Raw genomic sequence first — 16,867 nt, 5'->3', positions numbered from 1 at the left:
GAACTATTCCCCGCTCGTCGCGGCCGCCCGCGAGCGCGCCCGCTGGCGCTCCCGCTGCAGCGCGTAGCCCTCCCGCCAGTCCGGGGCGAGGGCCATGTCGCGGCGCCGGACCTCGTCGACCGACAGCTCGACGGGGAAGCCCCAGGTGTCCGCCAGCACGAACAGGTCGTCCCCGGTGACCGTCGCGCCCCCGAGCTTCTCGAGCTCCCGGAGCCCGCGGTGCACCGTGCGACGGAAGCGCGACTCCTCGTCGCGCAGGACCGTGCTCAGCTCCTCGCGCTGCGCGACCAGGCCCGGGTAGCCGTCGCCGTACGTCTCGGCCACGACGGCGACCAGGTCGTCGGCGAACCGCTCGTCCAGGCCGAGGTGGAGGGCGTGCACGACCGCCCGGCGGACGAGCCGCCGCAGGACGTACCCGTGCGCCTTGTTGCTCGGGCGCACCCCGTCGGCGGCGAGGAACGTCGCGGCCCGGACGTGGTCGGCGATCACGCGGAACGGGCGCGGGTCGTCCTCGTACGCGCGACCGCTGAGCGACTCGAGCCGGTCCACCAGCGGGCGCAGGAGGCTCACGTCGAACACGTCGGCGGTCGCCAGGGCGGCCGCGGCGATGCGCTCGAGCCCGCCCCCGAAGTCGATGCTCGGGTCGTCGAGGGGGACGAAGCCCTCGGTGGTCCGGCGGTAGCGCATGAACACCTGGTTGCCGATCTCGACGAACCGGCCCCCGTCGCTCGCGGGATGGGGCTCACCGGCCGCCGGGTCGTGGTGCTCGGGGCCGAGGTCGTAGAAGACCTCCGAGTCGGGCCCGCACGGGTCTCCCACCGGCGTGCCCTCCAAGCCGCCTCCCCGGCTCCACCAGTTCTCCTCGGCGTCGTAGAAGAAGACGCGACCGCCGCGCGTCCCGTCGCGGTCGCCGTCCGCGCGGGAACCCACGTCCACGAGCGGCGCCTCGATCCCGTGCTCGGCGAACACCGTGACCCAGGCGCGAGCCGCCGCGTCGTCACGCGGGATCCCGTGCTCGGGCGACCCTCGGAAGCACGTGACGTACAGCCGCTCGAGGTCGACGCCGACCTGCGCGAGGAAGTCGGCGAACCACCGGATCTGCTGCTCCACGTCGGCAGACCCCAGGCTCCAGTTGCCCAGCATCTCGAAGAAGGTCGTGTGCCGCCGGTCCCCGACCTCGTCGATGTCCTGCGCCCGCACGCACGGCTGCGAGTCGACCAGGAGACGCCCCGCGTCGTGCTCCCGCACGCCCAGCAGGTAGGGCATCAGCGGCTGCATCCCGGCGCCCGTGAACAGCGTCGTCGGGTCGTCGCGGAGCACCAGGGGCGCTCGCTCGATCACGGCGTGCCCCCGGGAGGCGAAGAACTCGAGATAGGCCGCGCGGATCTCCTGGGCGTTCATCCGACGACCCTAGGGACGGCGCCCGCGGTCTTCCAGGGCATATCGTCGACGACCGGCGACGGCTCTCGCGCGGCGAGGCCGCTCGGGCCGCTCAGGCCCGACGTCGGCTGCCGGACGGGGTGGGGTCGGCGCGCCGGGCACCGACCCCACCCGCGCTCACAGCAGCTCGACGCGGTCGGCCTGCGGGCCCCGGTCGCTCTGGCGCACCGCGAACCGGACGCGGTCGCCCTCCTCCAGGACCTCGTCGCCCCGGACGACCGACACGTGCACGAACAGGTCCTCGCCCCCGGCGTCGGGCGTGATGAACCCGAAGCCACGGTCCGCGTCGTAGCGCGCGACGGTGCCCTCGCCCCCGCGCACCGGCCTGCCGGACCCGCCCGGACGACCGGAGCGGTCCGAGCGCCCCGACCGATCGGGGCGACCGCGGTCGGCGGACGGGCGCGCGCCGCCGGAGCCGCGCACGAGCTGCACGTTGCGGGCGTTGGGCCCCTTGTCCCCCGCGACGACGTCGTACGTCACGCGCGCGCCCTCGGCGAGCTCGGACAGGCCGTGGCCGAGCGCGCTGACGTGGACGAAGACGTCGTCGCCACCGCCGTCGGGGACGACGAAGCCGAAGCCCTTGACGTCGTCGTACCAGGACACCGTGCCGTCCGCACCGTCGGACGCCGGACGCGCGGCCTCCGCCCCGAGCGGCAGCAGGTGGTCGGCCTGCGGACCCTTCTCCCCCTCGACGACGAGGAACGCGACCCGCTGCCCCTCCGAGACCACGCCGCCCCCGACGATCGCGGAGCTGTGCAGGAAGACCTCGGCGCTGCCGCCGTCGGGCGTCACGAAGCCGTATCCCTTGCTCGGCTCGTACCACGCGACGGTGCCGAGCACGCCCAGGGGCGCGTCGGCGGCCCGGTCACCCGTGACGCGGACGCGGCGCGCCTGCGGGCCGCGGTCGCCCTCGCCCACCTCGAACTCGACGGCCTGCCCCTCGCGGAGCTGCTTCGGTCCGTCGTCGCCGACGATCTCGGACGCGTGGACGAACAGGTCCTCCGCCTCGTTCCCGAGGTCGATGAAGCCGAACCCTCGGTCGGCGTCGAACCATCGGACAGTTCCCTGGGGCACGGAGTACTCCTCGTCTTGGCAGGTAGTGCTGTCACCCATTGTCCCCCAGGTCTCGGCGCCCCACCGCGCGCCGCCCTTGACGAACCGCTGCCCGGTGCGGGTTCATAAGGAGTGCATCGTTAAGTTCCCTGAGAGTTTGATTCGACCTGCAACGGAGCAGACATGAACAGACTTCGCACCGCCGCCGCGGCACTGGCCGTGGCCCTCGTCACCAGCCTCGCCCTGACCGCCGCCCCCGCCTCCGCCGAGGAGGTGCTGGTCAACGGGGGCTTCGAGTCGGGCACGCTCAGCCCCTGGACCTGCTCGGGTTCGTCCGGGGCCGTCGTCTCCACCCCCGTGCGCACGGGGACCAAGGCGCTGCAGGGGACCCCCTCGGGCCTCGACAACGCGCGCTGCACGCAGTCCGTCCCGACCGTCGCCGGCACGCAGTACACCCTCTCCGCCTGGGTGCGCGGCAGCTACGTCTACCTCGGAGTCGAGGGCGGCACCTCGACCTGGACCCCGAGCGCGACCGACTGGACCCGCCTCACGGTCACGTTCACCGCCGCGGGCAGCACGACGCAGGTCTACCTGCACGGCTGGTACGGCACGGGCGCCTACCAGGCGGACGACGTCTCGCTCCAGGGCGCGGGCGGCCCGCCGCCCGTCGTCCCGGGCACGCCGGGCACCCCCGTCGCCGGGACGGTCACCTCGACGTCGGCCGCCCTCTCGTGGGGCGCGTCGTCCGGCACCGTGACGGGCTACCGCGTCTACGAGGGCAGCACGGTCGTGGCGACGGCCACGGGCACGTCGGCCACCGTGTCCGGGCTCGCCGCGTGCACCCCGCACACGTACTCGGTGGCGGCCTACAACACGGCGGGCGAGTCGCCCCGCTCCGGGAGCGTCACGGTCACGACCGCCGGGTGCGGGACCGGCGTCCCCGGCGCGCCCACCGGGCTGCGCGTCGCGACGACCGCCGACACCTCGCTCGGCCTCGCCTGGACGGCCTCGACCGGGAGCGTCACGGGGTACCGCGTCTACGAGGGGACGGCCCTGCGGGCGACCGTCACCGGGACGAGCGCGACGCTGACCGGCCTCGCGGCCTGCTCGAGCCACACCTACACGGTGCGCGCCTACAACGCGACGGGCGAGTCCCCGGCCGCCACCGTGACGGGCTCGACGAGCGGCTGCCAGACCAGCGCCCTGCCGAAGCACCTGCTCACGGGCTACTGGCAGAACTTCGTCAACGGGGCCACGCCGCTGCGGCTGTCGGCGGTCCCGACGTCCTACGACCTCGTCGCGGTCGCGTTCGCGGACGCCGTCCCGAGCACGCCCGGCGCCGTCACGTTCGGCGTCGACCCCGGCCTGTCCGCCGCGCTGGGCGGCTACACGAACGACCAGCTCAAGGCCGACGTCGCGACGCTGCACTCCCGCGGCCAGCACGTGATCCTGTCCGTGGGCGGCGAGAAGGGCACGGTGTCGGTCGGCAGCGCGGCCGCGGCGTCGGCCTTCGCGACCAGCGTGATCGGGCTCATCGACGCCTACGGGTTCGACGGCGTCGACATCGACCTCGAGAACGGGGTCAACCCGACGTACATGGGGCAGGCGCTGCGCCAGGTCCGGGCGGCCGTCGGGCCGGACCTCATCATCACGATGGCGCCGCAGACCATCGACATGCAGTCGACGGGCAGCTCCTACTTCCGGCTCGCGCTCGACATCAAGGACATCCTCACGATCGTCCACACGCAGTACTACAACTCGGGCACCATGCTCGGCTGCGACCAGATGCAGGCGTACGGGCAGGGCACGGTGAACTTCCTCACCGCGCTGTCGTGCATCCAGCTCCAGAGCGCGCTGCGGCCCGACCAGGTCGCGCTCGGCCTGCCGGCCACCACCCAGGCGGCGGGCGGCGGGTACGTGAACCCGTCGGTCGTGAACGACGCGCTGAGCTGCCTCGCCGCGGGCACCCGCTGCGGGAGCTTCGTGCCGCCCGCGCGCTGGCCGGACATCCGTGGGGCGATGACCTGGTCGATCAACTGGGACGCGAGCAACGGGTACGCCTTCGCGACCTCGGTGGACGCCCACCTGGCGAGCATGCCGTAGCCGCGCCGTCCTCGGACGAGACGTGAGACGTGGCCCCTCGGAGCGCGACCCGGGGGGCCACTTCTCACGCCTCGGCCCGTCACCGGCACGATGCGGCGAGTCGCTAGCATCCAGGCATGCAGATGACGTTCGCCGTCGGACAGCACGAGCGCCATCTCGTCGTCTTCTCGTGGGACCAGTTCTGGGGTCGCCTGACGATCACGGTCGACGGATGGAGCGTCGTGGACCAGGTGCGGATGTTCTCCGTCTCGCGCGTCAAGGTCTACGAGTTCTGGGTCGGCACGCACGAACGCCACCACGTGCACATCGAGAAGCACCGCGAGGTGCTCTTCGCGGGGTTCCGCCCCCAGCCCGTCCTGGCCTACGTGGACGGCACGCTCGTCGCGCGCTCCGACGGCGCGCTCGGCCGCTGACCCGGCGACCCCTCCTCGCCCGACGTCGGCTCGTCGCCCCCGGTCGGCGCGCCCTCGGCAGGCGTCACGTCGGCGACGGGCGTCGCGTCAGCGGCGGGCGTCCCGTCGTCCGGCCGGGCGCCGTCGACGGCGGGCACGCCCTCGGGCTGGGTGCGACGTCGCGCGCGGCGCCGGACGAGCAGGACGACCACGCCGGCGAGCGCCACGAGGACGAGGAGCACGCTGCCGGTCCCGAGCCAGGGCGCGGCGGCCGCCCGGGACGACGCGTCGTCGGCCGCGGTCGCGGCGTCGTCCAGCCGACCGGCGTCGAGGGCGGCGCGGGCGTCGGCGACGGAGCCGTCGACGTCCAGGAGCAGGCGCCCGAGGTCCGCGAGCGGGCCACCGCCCGAGGCGGCGGCGACCGCGTCGCCGACGGACCCCACGACCTCGACCGTGCGCGGCAGCACGGTCGCGAGCACCGCGTACTCCTCGGCGGACGCCGCGCCCTCGTACTGCTCGCGCACGGCGGCCGGGTCGGGCAGGCCCGCGGCGCGGGCGGCCTCCTGCACCTGCCCGGCGGCCGCCGCCGCGTCGGTGCCGATCGCGGCGCGAGCCGCCTCGGCGTCGTCGAAGGCCCAGTCGGTCATCGCCGCGCGCAGGCCGGAGGGCGGCGACCACGCGCCGTCCGCCTCGTCGAGGACGGCGTACGCCTCGCGGGCGGGGGCCCGCGCGTCGAGCAGGGCGGCCTCGGCGTCGTCGGCGACCCACGTCCGGTACGTCGCCTCGGCGCCCGTCACCCCGCCGCGCACCTCGACGAGGTCGAGGAGACGACGGCCGTCGGTCACGCCCGGGTGGTCGAGGGCGCCGGGCTCGTCGTAGGCGCTCTCGCCTGCGTACGCCGCCGCGACGAGCCCGCCGAGGGCGTCCTCGTCCAGACCGCCGACGAGCTCCGACATCGCGGTCCACGCGGCGGCGTAGGCGTACTCCTCGGCGGCGCCCCCGCCGTCGTCGAGGTCGACCTCCTGCCACGCGGCGAGCGGCAGGGCGTCCGCCGCGTCGCGCGCGGGCGCGGGGCGCGGCTCCGCGGGGCCGCCGGTCTCGGCGGCGACGCGCTGCCCGACGACCTCGGCCAGGCCCTCGTACACCCACCGGTCCGCGAACCGGTCCCCCGCGAGCCACGCGTGGGAGAGCTCGTGGAACAGGAGCCCCGCGTCCAGGTCCTCGGGGATGACGATCTCCCAGGAGCCCGAGTCGAACCACGCGTACCCGAGCACCCCGGGCGACACGTCCTCGCGGATGCGCTCCAGGCTGCCCGGCCACGGCATGCCCACCGCGCGCTCCAGCACGGGCATGCCGGCCACCACCTGCTCCTCGACGAAGCCGCTCCACTCGGTGTCGCCCGGGAAGCTCTCCAGCACGAGCTCGTTCCCGCCGATGTCGACGCTCGTCTCGTCGGCCTGCTCGGGGTCGCGCAGCGAGACGAAGGCCCAGGTGCCGTAGTCGTCCGTGCTCTCGGTCGCGCGGTGGGTGCGGGTCTCCCCGTCGAGGATCGGCGTGAACCCGTCCCACGTGCTGTCGAAGTCCATCGACGTGGGCGTGGCGATCTCGACCGTGACCTGCCCCGGGTCGCCGGCCGCGTTCACGGCGAACGTCGCGTAGCCGGGCCCGACGCGCGTGTACCCCTCGGAGCGGATCGGCTCGCCCGGGATCGTGTAGGACCACTCGACGGTCCGCTCGCGACCGTAGTTCAGCGGGGAGAACGACACACCGGCGATGCGGGTCGACGGGTCCTCGGTCGGCTCGATGGTGACCGGGAGCGTGGTCCCGCCGCTCGTGGCGGTGACGTCGGTCGCGCTCGCCGGCACGGGGATCCCGTACGCGTCCCAGTAGTAGACGTACATCCCGCTGGCGGGCTGCTCGTTGCGGATCGTCGTCGTGACCGTCACGCGGACCGGGCCCGACCCGTCGACCTCGTACCGCGTGCGGGACGTCTCCGACAGCCCGTCGCCCGGGTCCGCGGTCGCGACCGTCGGAACGCCGAGGAGGACCGCGCACACGAGCGCGACCCCCGACCCCGCGCGCGCCGTCCACCGCGCGCGACGCACCCGCCCTGCGACCACCCCTGCACCGCCGTCCTCGCCGTAGCGACAGCCCGTCTCCCCGTGCGACGGGGCCGGTCGACGACGACCGGGAACGGGACACCGGCGGGAACTGTACCCGCTCGCCGGCGCCCGTCCCGACCACTCCCCGGGACGAGCGTCGACACCTGCCGGACACCTTGCCCTGGCACGCTGTCCGGGTGACCACCGCACCGGGCCAGCCCTCGCTCGCACGCCGCCTCGGCACGACGGACGCCGTCGTCGTCGGGCTCGCGTCCATGGTGGGGGCGGGCGTGTTCTCCGCGTTCGCCCCCGCGGCCGCCGCAGCGGGGACGGGGCTGCTCGTCGGGCTGGCGCTGGCGGCGGTCGTCGCGTACGCGAACGCGACGTCGTCCGCGCAGCTCGCGGCGCAGCACCCCACCTCGGGCGGCACGTACGTGTACGGGCGCGAGCACCTCGGCCCGTGGTGGGGCTACCTCGCCGGGTGGGGGTTCGTCGTCGGGAAGACGGCGAGCTGCGCGGCCATGGCGCTCGTGCTCGCCGCCTACGCGGCCCCTCCCGGGTGGGAGCGGCCCGTGGCCGCCGCGGCCGTCGTGCTGCTCACGGCCGTGGGCTACCGGGGCGTGACGCGGACGGCGCGCCTCGCCCGGGCGATCGTCGCGGTGGCGCTCCTCGCGATCGCGACGGCCGTCGTCGCGAGCCTCGCGGGCACCGCGCCGCGCTGGTCGGCCGTGCTCGACCCCGACGGCGCGCACGGTGGCTGGTACGGCGTTCTCCAGTCCGCGGGCCTGCTGTTCTTCGCGTTCGCGGGGTACGCGCGCGTCGCGACCCTCGGCGAGGAGGTGCGCGACCCGCGCCGCACGATCCCGCGCGCGGTCCTCGTGTCGCTCGGGGCCGTCGTCGTGCTCTACGCGGTCGTCGCGGTGGTCCTGCTCGCGGTGCTCGGCCCGGACGGGCTCGCGGCCTCCGCGGCGCCGCTCGCCGACGCGGTCGCCGCCGGGTCGTGGACGTGGGCCGGCCCGTTCGTGAGCGTCGGCGCCGTCGCCGCGAGCGCCGGCGCCCTCCTCGCCCTGCTCGCCGGCGTGAGCCGCACGGGCCTCGCGATGGCGCGCACGGGCGACCTGCCCGGGTGGTTCGCGGCCGTGCACCCCGTGCACCGGGTGCCGCACCGGGCCGAGCTCGCGGTCGGAGCGGTCGTCGTGGTGCTCGTGCTGACGACGGACCTGCGGGGCGCGATCGGGTTCTCGTCGTTCGGGGTGCTCGTCTACTACCTCGTGGCGAACCTCTCGGCGCTGCGCCAGACCGCCCCGCACCGGCTGTACCCGCGCGCGCTCCAGGTGCTCGGCGCGCTCGGCTGCGTCGCGCTGGTCGCCACGCTCCCCCTCGCGAGCGTCGCCGCGGGAGCGCTGGTGCTGGCGACAGGCATCACCCTCCGCGCGGTACGCGTCCGCTCATGACCGCGAGATCGGCCCGCCCGTCGCGAGATCGACCTCCCGAGGGTCGATCTCGGACGCACAGGTCGATCTGGCGACACCGACGGCGTAGACGTCACGCCGCGCGGTCGAACCAGTCGCGCGAGAGGGCGGCCACGGCGGCGGGCGCGTCGTCGGTGATGAAGTGCGCGGCGTCGTCGACGTACGCGAGCTCGGCCCGGTCCGCGTGCCGCTCCGGCGCGCGGCAGACCTGTCCCATGAGCTCCTCGGTCCACGGCCGGTCGCGGCGGCCGAAGACGAAGAGGGTCGGCACCGTGAGCCGACGGCGACGGTAGACGCCCCGCATCATGCGCGTGGCCTCGGGCAGCACCATGTGCCGCACGAGCGGACGCACGGCGGCGTCGACCTCCGTCCGACCCATCGGGGCGAGGTGGGCGTCGATGTCGTCCTCCGACAACGGGTGGGCGACGTACGTGCTGGAGAAGATCCCCCGCAGCGACGCGCCCCGACGGTGCCAGACCAGGGCGGGCAGGTGCCGGAACCCGGGAAGCAGTCGAGGGCTGGGACGCATGAAGCCCGGTGGCACCGAGAGCTCGACGGCCGCGCGGACCCGGTCGGGGTGCTCGTAGCAGAGCTGCATCGCCGTGATCGCGCCCATGTCGTGCGAGACGAGGTGGGCTCGGTCGACGTCGAGCGCGTCGAGGAGGGCGAGCAGGTCGCGGAGCCGGGTCTCGCGCTCGACGTGCGCGTCGTCGGCCGTGGTCCAGCCCGCGCCGCGCAGGTCGGGACACAGGACGCGGTAGCCCGCGGCGGCGAGGACGGGCGCGACGTCGCGCCACTGCCACCAGTGCTCGGGGAAGCCGTGCAGCAGCACGACCGGGTCGCCGGTACCGACGGTCGCGACGTGGGTGCGCAGGCCGGGCGTCTCCACGACGAGGTGGTCGAAGCCCGGCGCCTCCGGGAGCGGCGGGGACCATGCCCGGGCGTCGGCGGGGCGGGTGGTGCGGGGCTGAGGCGTAGTCATGGCGAGCTCCTTCGGGCGAGCGACTACTATGTTCATAGTAGATCGGTCGAGAGAGGGAGTCCATGGCCGCAGCCACCCGGGAACGAGCGCTCGACGCGGCCGTGGAGGTGCTCGGTGCGGACGGCGTGCGCGCGCTGAGCCACGCGCGGGTCGACCAGCGGGCCGGTCTCCCGCCCGGGTCGACGTCGAACTGGTTCCGCACCCGGCGCGCGCTCCTCGCCGGCGTGGTCGACCGGATCGCCGAGCAGGAGCGCGCCGACCTCGACGTGACCGCGATGCCGCAGATCACGAGCGTCGACGACCTGGTCGACGGTCTGTGCGCCATGACCGAGGCACAGTCCGGTCCGTTCGCGTCGCGCACCCGGGCGCGCTACGCCCTCTTCCTCGAGCTCGCCGACGACCCCGAGCTCGGTGAGCCCCTCCGACGCCAGCGCCGCACGTTCGAGCGGTGGACCGAGCGGATCGTGGCCGCCGTCGGCATCGCCGACCCCGTCCCGGCGACCCGGGCGCTCATGGCCCTCGGCGACGGGCTGCTCCTGCACCGCCTCACCGTCGACCCCGGCCTCGACCTGCGCCCCGCGATCGAGCGCACGGTGCGCGCGCTCGCGGCGTCGTGACGGCGTCGGTCCGGGGATGCCGCACCGGCTGCAAGAAACCCGGCGCCGGAGACAGGATCGGGGCATGGACGGACACGAGCCCGGGCGCCCACGGGTGCCGCGCGCCGTCGTCCTGACGTTCCTGGTGTCCGTCCTCGCCGCGGCCTGCACCGTCCCCGACGACGGGACCGTCGGCAGCCCGGGTGACGGCGAGGTCGGTTCGGACCCGGTCGCGCTCGTCGGGATGTGGCGGGTCTCGGGGGCGGACGGCGAGGGCCCCGACACGTGGCTGCGGCTCGATGCCGGGCGGTACACGCTGTGGGGCGACTGCGGTGCGTACGTGGAGGGCGGCTGGGACGCGGCCGGCCGGACCTTCGTCGCCTCCGACCCGTACGCCGCCGCCGGGGCGTGCGGCACGGCCGGGATCCCCGAGGCGCCGTGGCTCCGCTCGGTGGTCGCGTACGAGCCCGACGGCGAGGGCTGGCGGCTCCTCGACGCGGACGGCGACGTCGTCGCCGGCCTGCGGGTCGACGGCGCCCCGGCGCCGATCCCCGACGCCGCGGAGCAGCTCGCGCAGGCGCCGGACGTGACCGACGACGTGCGCGCGGCGTTCGAGCCGCCCGCACCGCTGCCCGACGGCCTCGCACCCGCCTCCGTCCGGGACGTCGTCGGGCGCTGGGAGCCGGTCGCACGCGCCGCCACCGACCCCCACGTCGTCTTCCACGAGGACGGGACGTGGTCGGGCTCCGACGGGTGCAACGGCAGCGGGGGCGCGTGGGCCCTGGACGACGGCGGTCGGCTGCTCGCCACCTCCGGTCTCCAGACCCTGATGTGGTGCGAGGGCGAGAGCGTCCCGGGCTACGTCGCCGCGTCCGCCCGTGCCGGCCTGGACGGCGGCCGGCTGGTGCTCGTCGGCCCGGACGGCGCGGAGATCGCCCGTCTCGTCCGGGGATGAGGCCGCTCCGCCCCGAGATCGACCCGAGCGTCCGAGATCGACCCTCAGGAGGTCGACCTGGCGCCAGACGGGTCGACCTCGGCGTCAGTCTTCGGGTTCCGGGTCGGACGGGGCGCCCAGTGCGTCGTCCGATTCCACGACGCGCGACGACTCGCCCTCCTCGCCCACGGCCGGCAGGCCGCGCTCGTCGGGGGCGTAGTAGCGGCCGGTGTAGCGCGGGCGGAGGAAGTTCTCGGTCGTGAGCACCGCGTCCACCTCCTCCGGCGTGAGCAGGCCGCGCGCCACGACGACGTCGCGGACCGAGGCGCCGGTCCGGGCGGCCTCGGCACCCACGAGGTCGCCGTTGCGGTGCCCGATGATCTCGTTGAGGTAGGTGACGATCCCGATCGAGTCCAGCACGTGGCGACGGCACACCTCGACGTTCGCGGTGATGCCCGTGACGCACTTGGTGCGCAGCGCGACGCACGCGTTGGTCAGCAGGTGCAGCGACTCGAACATCGACTGCGCGAGCCCGGGCTCCATGACGTTGAGCTGGAGCTGTCCGGCCTCGGCCGCGTGCGTGATCGTCACGTCGTTGCCCATGACCTTGAAGCACACCTGGTTGACGACCTCGGGGATCACCGGGTTCACCTTGGCGGGCATGATCGACGACCCGGCCTGGAGCTCGGGCAGGTTGATCTCCCCGAGGCCGGCGCGCGGCCCGGACGACAGCAGGCGGAGGTCGTTGCAGATCTTCGAGAGCTTGGCCGCGAGCCGCTTGAGCGCGGAGTGCACGGCGAGGTAGGCGCCGTTGTCGTACGTCGCCTCCACGAGGTTCTCGGCCGGCACCGTGGGCAGCCCGCTCACCTCGGCGAGGCGGCGCGTCGCGACCTTGGGGTATCCGGGCGGGGTGTTGAGCCCGGTCCCGATCGCGGTCGCGCCGAGGTTGACCTCGAGCAGCAGCTCGCCGGCGACCTCGAGACGCCGGACCTCCTCGCCCACGTTCACGGCGAACCCCGCGAACTCCTGGCCGAGGCTCATGGGCACCGCGTCCTGGAGCTGCGTGCGGCCCATCTTGAGGACGTCGGCGAACTCGGACGCCTTCTCGTCGAACGCGCGCTCGAGCAGCAGCACCTCGTCCTGCAGCCGCCGGACCAGCTGGTGCACGGCGAGGCGGAAACCCGTGGGGTATGCGTCGTTGGTCGACTGCGAGCGGTTCACGTGGTCGTTCGGGTTGATGACGTCGTAGCGGCCCTTCTCGAACCCGGAGAGCTCGAGCGCGAGGTTGGCCACGACCTCGTTGGTGTTCATGTTGACGCTCGTGCCCGCGCCGCCCTGGAACACGTCCACCGGGAACTGGTCGAGGCACCGCCCCTCGTCGAGGATCGCGTCGCACGCGGCGACGATCGCGTCAGCGACGTCGCGCTGGATCGTGCGCAGCTCGCGGTTCGCGAGCGCCGACGCCTTCTTGACCATCACCATGCCGCGGACCATCTCGGGGACGTCGCTGACCGTCGTCCCCGAGATGCGGAAGTTCTCCACGGCCCGGACGGTGTGGACCCCGTAGTACGCGTCCGCCGGGACCTCGAGAGGTCCCAGCAGGTCCTCCTCGACCCGTGTCCGTGCGCTCGACATGCCCCGACGGTATCGCCCGCCGGGACGCCGCGCGCGGAGCGGACCCCTCAGCCGACCGGTGCGTAGACGAACCGCTCGACCCGGACGACGGACGTCGAGGGCCGTCCCTCGCTCGTCGCGTGCACGCCCAGCCACAGCCCGAGGAACCCTCCGGTCGCGGCGCTGTCGAGGGTGCGGCCGTCCACGGTCGCGAGCGGCTCGGGCGCACCCGCCGGGCCGACGACGAGCCCGTAGTCCTGCCCGCGCACGCGCAGCCCGACGACGACCGGCTCCCCGGGGGCGGCGGCCACCGTCGTCTCCCCGACCACCGCGTCCGCGCCGCCGCGCCGGTGCACCGCGACGACGCGCCGCTCGTCCCCCGGGCCGCCGTCGACGAGGAGCCGCACGTGGTCGTCCTCGGACTGGCGCACGACGACGCCCGCGCGCTCCCCCGCCACGGCCGGGACCTGCACGGTGACCGTCACGTCGACGTCGCGGTGCTGCTGGCGCACCCCGAGGAACGCGGGCGCGCCCGGCTCGGCGAGCGTCGTCGGGCGCACGGGGAGGTCCCAGCCCTCGCCCGCCGGGGTCGCGACGTCGCGCGGCAGGGCGCGCACCGCCGTCCAGCGCGGGTCGTCGGGGCGGACGACGCCGCTCGCCCCGCCCTGGACCGCCGTCCGGGGCGCCGGGCTCGCGAACGGGACCTCGACGGCGTCGGGCACGCGGCCCTCGCCGGGCGCGAGGACGGGCCAGCCGTCCTCCCACACGACGGGGACGAGGAACGTCTCGCGGCCGAGCGGGTAGTGGTAGCCGCCGTCGACGCGCATGGCGAGCAGCACGGCCCACCACGAGCCGTCGGGCGCCTCGACGAGGTCGGCGTGGCCCACGCCGACGACGTCCACCCCGCGCCCGAGGTGGCGGTGCGTGAGCACGGGGTTGGCCTTGTTCCCCTCGTACGGCCCCGTGACCGACGACGCACGCGCGACGGACACCGCGTGGTGGAAGTCCGTCCCGCCCTCGGCCGCGAGCAGGTAGTACGTGCCGTCGACCTTGTACAGGTGCGGGCCCTCGGCCCACACGGCGCCGCGCACGGCCCCCGTCCACACGACGTGCTCGGGACCCACGAGCGTGCACGTCGCGGGGTCGAGCTCGCGCACCCAGACCTCGGTCTGGTGGAACCACTCCGGCTCGGGCGCGAGCCGCGTGCCGTGCAGCCAGACGCGGCCGTCGTCGTCGAAGAAGATCGACGGGTCGATCCCCGCGACCCGCTCGCCGTCCTCGTCGCGCAGCCACACCGGGTCGGACCACGGCCCGGCCGGGTCGGTCGCCGTCATGACGAAGTTGCCGCCGCGGGAGTCGTCGTCCGGGTCCACGAGCGTGCACACGAGCCAGAACGTGCCGTCGTGGTGACGCAGTGTCGGGGCGAACAGGCCGCCCGACGACCGGATGCCGTCGTAGTCGAGCTGACCCGACCGGTCGACGACGTCCCCCACGTGCTCCCACGTCGCGAGGTCGCGGCTGCGCAGCACCGGCAGGCCGGGCAGGTACTCGAACGTGGACGTGACGAGGTAGAAGTCGTCGCCGACGCGGCAGACCGACGGGTCGGGGAAGCACCCGGGCAGGATCGGGTTCGGGACGCGCGTCATGCGCCCTCCCCCGCCTCGACCGGTCCGGAGACCTCGACGGCGACGAGCCGCCCGTCCGCGGCCGTGACCTCGTGCACGGTCCCGGTCACGGCGAGCGTCGCGCGCGGCGTCGCCGCGCCGGGCACGACCCGACGCTCGGCCGGCGCGGACTCGTTGACGATCGCGCCCCCGGTCGTCGAGCCGAGGTCCCCGGTGCCGGGGGCGGCGTCGACCGCGCCGGCGTGCGCGCCGACCCACACCTCGACGTCGCCCGGCTCGACCACGCGCACGAGGCGGCGGTCGGAGAACGCGAGCCGCGTCGTCGGGACGCGGAACGTCACGCGGCGCGACTCGCCCGCGGCGAGGTCGACGCGCGCGTACCCGAGGAGCTGCGCGACGGGCCGCGGGACCGACCCGACGACGTCGCGCGCGTAGAGCTGCACGACGTCCGTCCCCGCGACGGCACCGGCGTTCGTCACGGTCACCGAGGCCGCGAACGTCCCGCCCGCGGCGACGCTCGTGTCGACGGCCAGGTCCGCGTACGCGAACTGCGTGTACGACAGCCCGAACCCGAACGGCCGCACGGGCGTCGGGTCCGCGGACGTCACGTCCGACGGCCCGCCGAGCACGGGGTGCAGGTAGGAGAACGGCTCCGCGCCGCCCGCGCGCGGCAGCGACACGGGCAGGCGGCCCGAGGGGTTCACGGCGCCCACGAGCACGTCGGCCACCGCGCGGCCGCCCTCCTCGCCCGGGAAGAAGCCCTGCACGACGGCGGCCGGGTGGCCGGACGCCGCACCGTCCGTCCCCGCGTGGTCCCCGAACGCCCAGCCGATCGCGTACGGGCGGCCCGTGAGCAGCACGAGCACGACGGGGGTGCCCGTCGCGACGACCTCCTCGACGAGCCGCCGCTGCACGCCCGGGAGCTCGAGCGACTCGACGTCGTTGCCCTCGCCGACCGTGCCGCGCCCGAACAGTCCGGCCTCGTCGCCCACGACGACGACCGCGACGTCCGCGTCCCGCGCGACGGCGACCGCCTCCGCGAACCCCGAGGTGTCGAGACCGTCCACCGTGCAGCCGACGGCGTGCGTCACGTCGGTGCCGGGGAGGGCGTCGCGCAGCGACTCCAGGACCGTCGGCAGCGCGATGCCCGCCGGGGTGCCGGGGTGGTGCGCGAGCACGTGGTTGACGAACGAGTAGCAGCCCATGAGCGCCTCGGACGAGTCCGCGTTCGGCCCGACGACGGCGACGCGCCCCGGGGCGGTCGTCGCACCGTCAGCGCTGTCGCGGCGCGCGAGCGGCAGCACGCCGTCGTTCGCGAGCAGCACGAGCGACTCCTGCGCGAGGCGGCGTGCGGTCGCGCGCTGCCGCGGGGTGTCGAGGTCGACGGTCGTCGGCGGCTCGTCGGCGTAGGCGGCCGGGTCCAGGAGACCCAGCTCCTCCTTCTGGTCGAGCACACGCAGCACCGCGCGGTCGACCCACGCCTCGTCGAGCGCGCCGGACCGCACGCGCTCGGCGAGCGGGGCGAGGTAGGCGTCGCCCGTGGGGAGCTCGACGTCGAGGCCCGCCTCGAGCGCCTGCGCGGCGGCCTCGCCGCGGTCCGCCGCGACGCGGTGCATGACCTCCAGGAACGCGACGCCGAAGTAGTCGGCGACGACGACGCCGTCGAACCCCCAGCGCTCGCGCAGGATCTCGGTGAGGTACTCCGAGCTGCCGTGCAGCGGCACGCCGTCGACGTCGACGTAGGACGCCATGACCGACCGGGCGCCGCCGTCGCGCACGGCCATCTCGAACGGCGGGAGGTAGACGTCGGCGAGCTCGCGCGGTCCCGCGCTCACCGGCGCGTGGTTGCGCCCGGCGCGCGAGCCCGAGTACCCGACGAAGTGCTTGAGCGTCGCGTGCACGCCCGCGTCCTGGAGGCCGCGCACGTACGCCGTGCCGACGGTGCCCACGAGGTACGGGTCCTCGCCCACGCACTCGTCGACGCGGCCCCAGCGCGGGTCGCGCACGACGTCGAGCACGGGCGCGAGGCCCTGGTGCACGCCGAGCGCGCGCATCGACTCCCCGACCTCGCGCGCCATCTCCTCGACCAGCACCGGGTCGAACGACGCTCCCCACGCGAGGGGCGTCGGGTACGTCGCGGCCCGCCACGCGGCGAGGCCCGTGAGGCACTCCTCGTGCACGATCGCGGGGATGCCCAGCCGGGTCTCCTCCTTGAGGCGGCGCTGCTCCGCCCACAGCCACGCCGCGCGCTCCGCGGGCTCGACGGGCCGCGTGCCGTAGACGCGCGTGTAGTGCCCCATGCCGTGCCGCGTGATCTCCGCGAGCCGGCCGCCGTCCGCCTGGCCCGCCGTCATCTCCGACTGCATCGGGGCGACGGTGCCGTTCTGGTCGAGCCAGTAGCCCACGAGCTGGGCGAGCTTCTCGTCGAGGGTCATGCGCGCGTGGAGCGCACGCACGCGCTCGGAGACGGTGGGCATCTGCGGGGGTGCCGGGCGTGGGGTCGGCGCGGCGGCGGCGCCCGGGTCCGGGCTGCCGAGGGGTGCCGTCGGGACGG

At 75.1% G+C, this 16,867-nt stretch carries 11 protein-coding genes and 1 pseudogene; 5 read left to right on the top strand and 7 right to left on the bottom strand.

Annotated features, from left to right (window positions below; all coding sequences use genetic code 11):
* Positions 1 to 3 precede the first annotated feature (3 nt).
* Both ABRQ22_RS01295 and ABRQ22_RS01290 read right to left on the bottom strand, forming a co-directional pair.
* Entirely contained in the window at positions 4 to 1,401 is a 1,398-nt protein-coding gene (locus tag ABRQ22_RS01295; protein WP_353708303.1) for an alanine--tRNA ligase-related protein, read from the bottom strand.
* 156 nt (positions 1,402 to 1,557) lie between these two features.
* Entirely contained in the window at positions 1,558 to 2,514 is a 957-nt protein-coding gene (locus tag ABRQ22_RS01290) for a cold shock domain-containing protein (RefSeq protein WP_353708302.1), read from the bottom strand.
* Between the two features lie 162 nt (positions 2,515 to 2,676).
* On the opposite strand from ABRQ22_RS01290, the gene ABRQ22_RS01285 reads away from it, so the two are divergent.
* Together ABRQ22_RS01285 and ABRQ22_RS01280 are read left to right on the top strand one after the other, a co-directional pair.
* Entirely contained in the window at positions 2,677 to 4,596 is a 1,920-nt protein-coding gene (locus ABRQ22_RS01285; protein ID WP_353708301.1) for a glycoside hydrolase family 18 protein, read from the top strand.
* Between the two features lie 116 nt (positions 4,597 to 4,712).
* Positions 4,713 to 5,009 carry a hypothetical protein gene (locus tag ABRQ22_RS01280; RefSeq protein WP_253054114.1) on the top strand — a complete coding sequence of 99 codons (297 nt, stop codon included), beginning with the start codon at positions 4,713 to 4,715 and terminating at the stop codon, positions 5,007 to 5,009.
* Here ABRQ22_RS01280 and ABRQ22_RS01275 read toward each other — a convergent pair.
* Entirely contained in the window at positions 4,958 to 7,108 is a 2,151-nt protein-coding gene (locus tag ABRQ22_RS01275; protein WP_353708300.1) for a hypothetical protein, read from the bottom strand. The two genes, ABRQ22_RS01280 and ABRQ22_RS01275, sit on opposite strands and share 52 nt — an antisense overlap.
* A gap of 179 nt (positions 7,109 to 7,287) precedes the next feature.
* On the opposite strand from ABRQ22_RS01275, the gene ABRQ22_RS01270 reads away from it, so the two are divergent.
* Positions 7,288 to 8,544 carry an APC family permease gene (locus tag ABRQ22_RS01270; RefSeq protein WP_353708299.1) on the top strand — a complete coding sequence of 419 codons (1,257 nt, stop codon included), beginning with the start codon at positions 7,288 to 7,290 and terminating at the stop codon, positions 8,542 to 8,544.
* A 91-nt stretch (positions 8,545 to 8,635) separates the two neighbouring features.
* On the opposite strand, the gene ABRQ22_RS01265 is transcribed toward ABRQ22_RS01270, so the two are convergent.
* Positions 8,636 to 9,544: an alpha/beta hydrolase gene (locus ABRQ22_RS01265; RefSeq protein ID WP_353708298.1), complete on the bottom strand. Its 909-nt coding sequence runs from the start codon at positions 9,542 to 9,544 to the stop codon at positions 8,636 to 8,638.
* A gap of 62 nt (positions 9,545 to 9,606) precedes the next feature.
* On the opposite strand from ABRQ22_RS01265, the gene ABRQ22_RS01260 reads away from it, so the two are divergent.
* Both ABRQ22_RS01260 and ABRQ22_RS01255 read left to right on the top strand, forming a co-directional pair.
* Positions 9,607 to 10,161, top strand: coding sequence for a TetR family transcriptional regulator (locus ABRQ22_RS01260; RefSeq protein WP_253054120.1), 555 nt, complete (start codon positions 9,607 to 9,609; stop codon positions 10,159 to 10,161).
* Positions 10,162 to 10,225: 64 nt separating this feature from the next.
* Complete coding sequence (locus ABRQ22_RS01255) at positions 10,226 to 11,095, top strand: META domain-containing protein (RefSeq protein ID WP_253054122.1); 870 nt, start codon at positions 10,226 to 10,228, stop codon at positions 11,093 to 11,095.
* A gap of 210 nt (positions 11,096 to 11,305) precedes the next feature.
* Here the strand turns inward: ABRQ22_RS01255 and aspA are convergent.
* The 3 genes and pseudogenes from aspA to ABRQ22_RS01240 form a co-directional block, all read right to left on the bottom strand.
* A pseudogene (gene aspA, locus ABRQ22_RS01250) lies at positions 11,306 to 12,709 on the bottom strand (aspartate ammonia-lyase); the annotation flags it as partial.
* A gap of 47 nt (positions 12,710 to 12,756) precedes the next feature.
* Complete coding sequence (locus ABRQ22_RS01245; RefSeq protein WP_353708297.1) at positions 12,757 to 14,334, bottom strand: family 43 glycosylhydrolase; 1,578 nt, start codon at positions 14,332 to 14,334, stop codon at positions 12,757 to 12,759.
* On the bottom strand, positions 14,331 to 16,790 hold the full coding sequence (locus ABRQ22_RS01240) for a glycoside hydrolase family 3 N-terminal domain-containing protein (protein WP_353709477.1): 2,460 nt from the start codon (positions 16,788 to 16,790) through the stop codon (positions 14,331 to 14,333). Before ABRQ22_RS01240 ends, ABRQ22_RS01245 begins: the two co-directional genes overlap by 4 nt.
* Positions 16,791 to 16,867 lie beyond the last annotated feature (77 nt).

Source organism: Cellulosimicrobium sp. ES-005, from assembly GCF_040448685.1.
In the GTDB taxonomy this organism is placed as follows: domain Bacteria; phylum Actinomycetota; class Actinomycetes; order Actinomycetales; family Cellulomonadaceae; genus Cellulosimicrobium; species Cellulosimicrobium cellulans_G.
Note: the sequence above shows the minus strand (reverse complement) of the source record. Positions and strands in the feature narration are given on the sequence as shown.

Coding starts and splice junctions, on each gene's coding strand:
- ABRQ22_RS01295 (WP_353708303.1), bottom strand. CDS start 1,401: ATGAACGCCCAGGAGATCCGCGCGGCCTATCTCGAGTTCTTCGCCTCC.
- ABRQ22_RS01285 (WP_353708301.1), top strand. CDS start 2,677: ATGAACAGACTTCGCACCGCCGCCGCGGCACTGGCCGTGGCCCTCGTC.
- ABRQ22_RS01280 (WP_253054114.1), top strand. CDS start 4,713: ATGCAGATGACGTTCGCCGTCGGACAGCACGAGCGCCATCTCGTCGTC.
- ABRQ22_RS01265 (WP_353708298.1), bottom strand. CDS start 9,544: ATGACTACGCCTCAGCCCCGCACCACCCGCCCCGCCGACGCCCGGGCA.
- ABRQ22_RS01260 (WP_253054120.1), top strand. CDS start 9,607: ATGGCCGCAGCCACCCGGGAACGAGCGCTCGACGCGGCCGTGGAGGTG.
- ABRQ22_RS01255 (WP_253054122.1), top strand. CDS start 10,226: ATGGACGGACACGAGCCCGGGCGCCCACGGGTGCCGCGCGCCGTCGTC.
- ABRQ22_RS01245 (WP_353708297.1), bottom strand. CDS start 14,334: ATGACGCGCGTCCCGAACCCGATCCTGCCCGGGTGCTTCCCCGACCCG.
- ABRQ22_RS01240 (WP_353709477.1), bottom strand. CDS start 16,790: ATGCCCACCGTCTCCGAGCGCGTGCGTGCGCTCCACGCGCGCATGACC.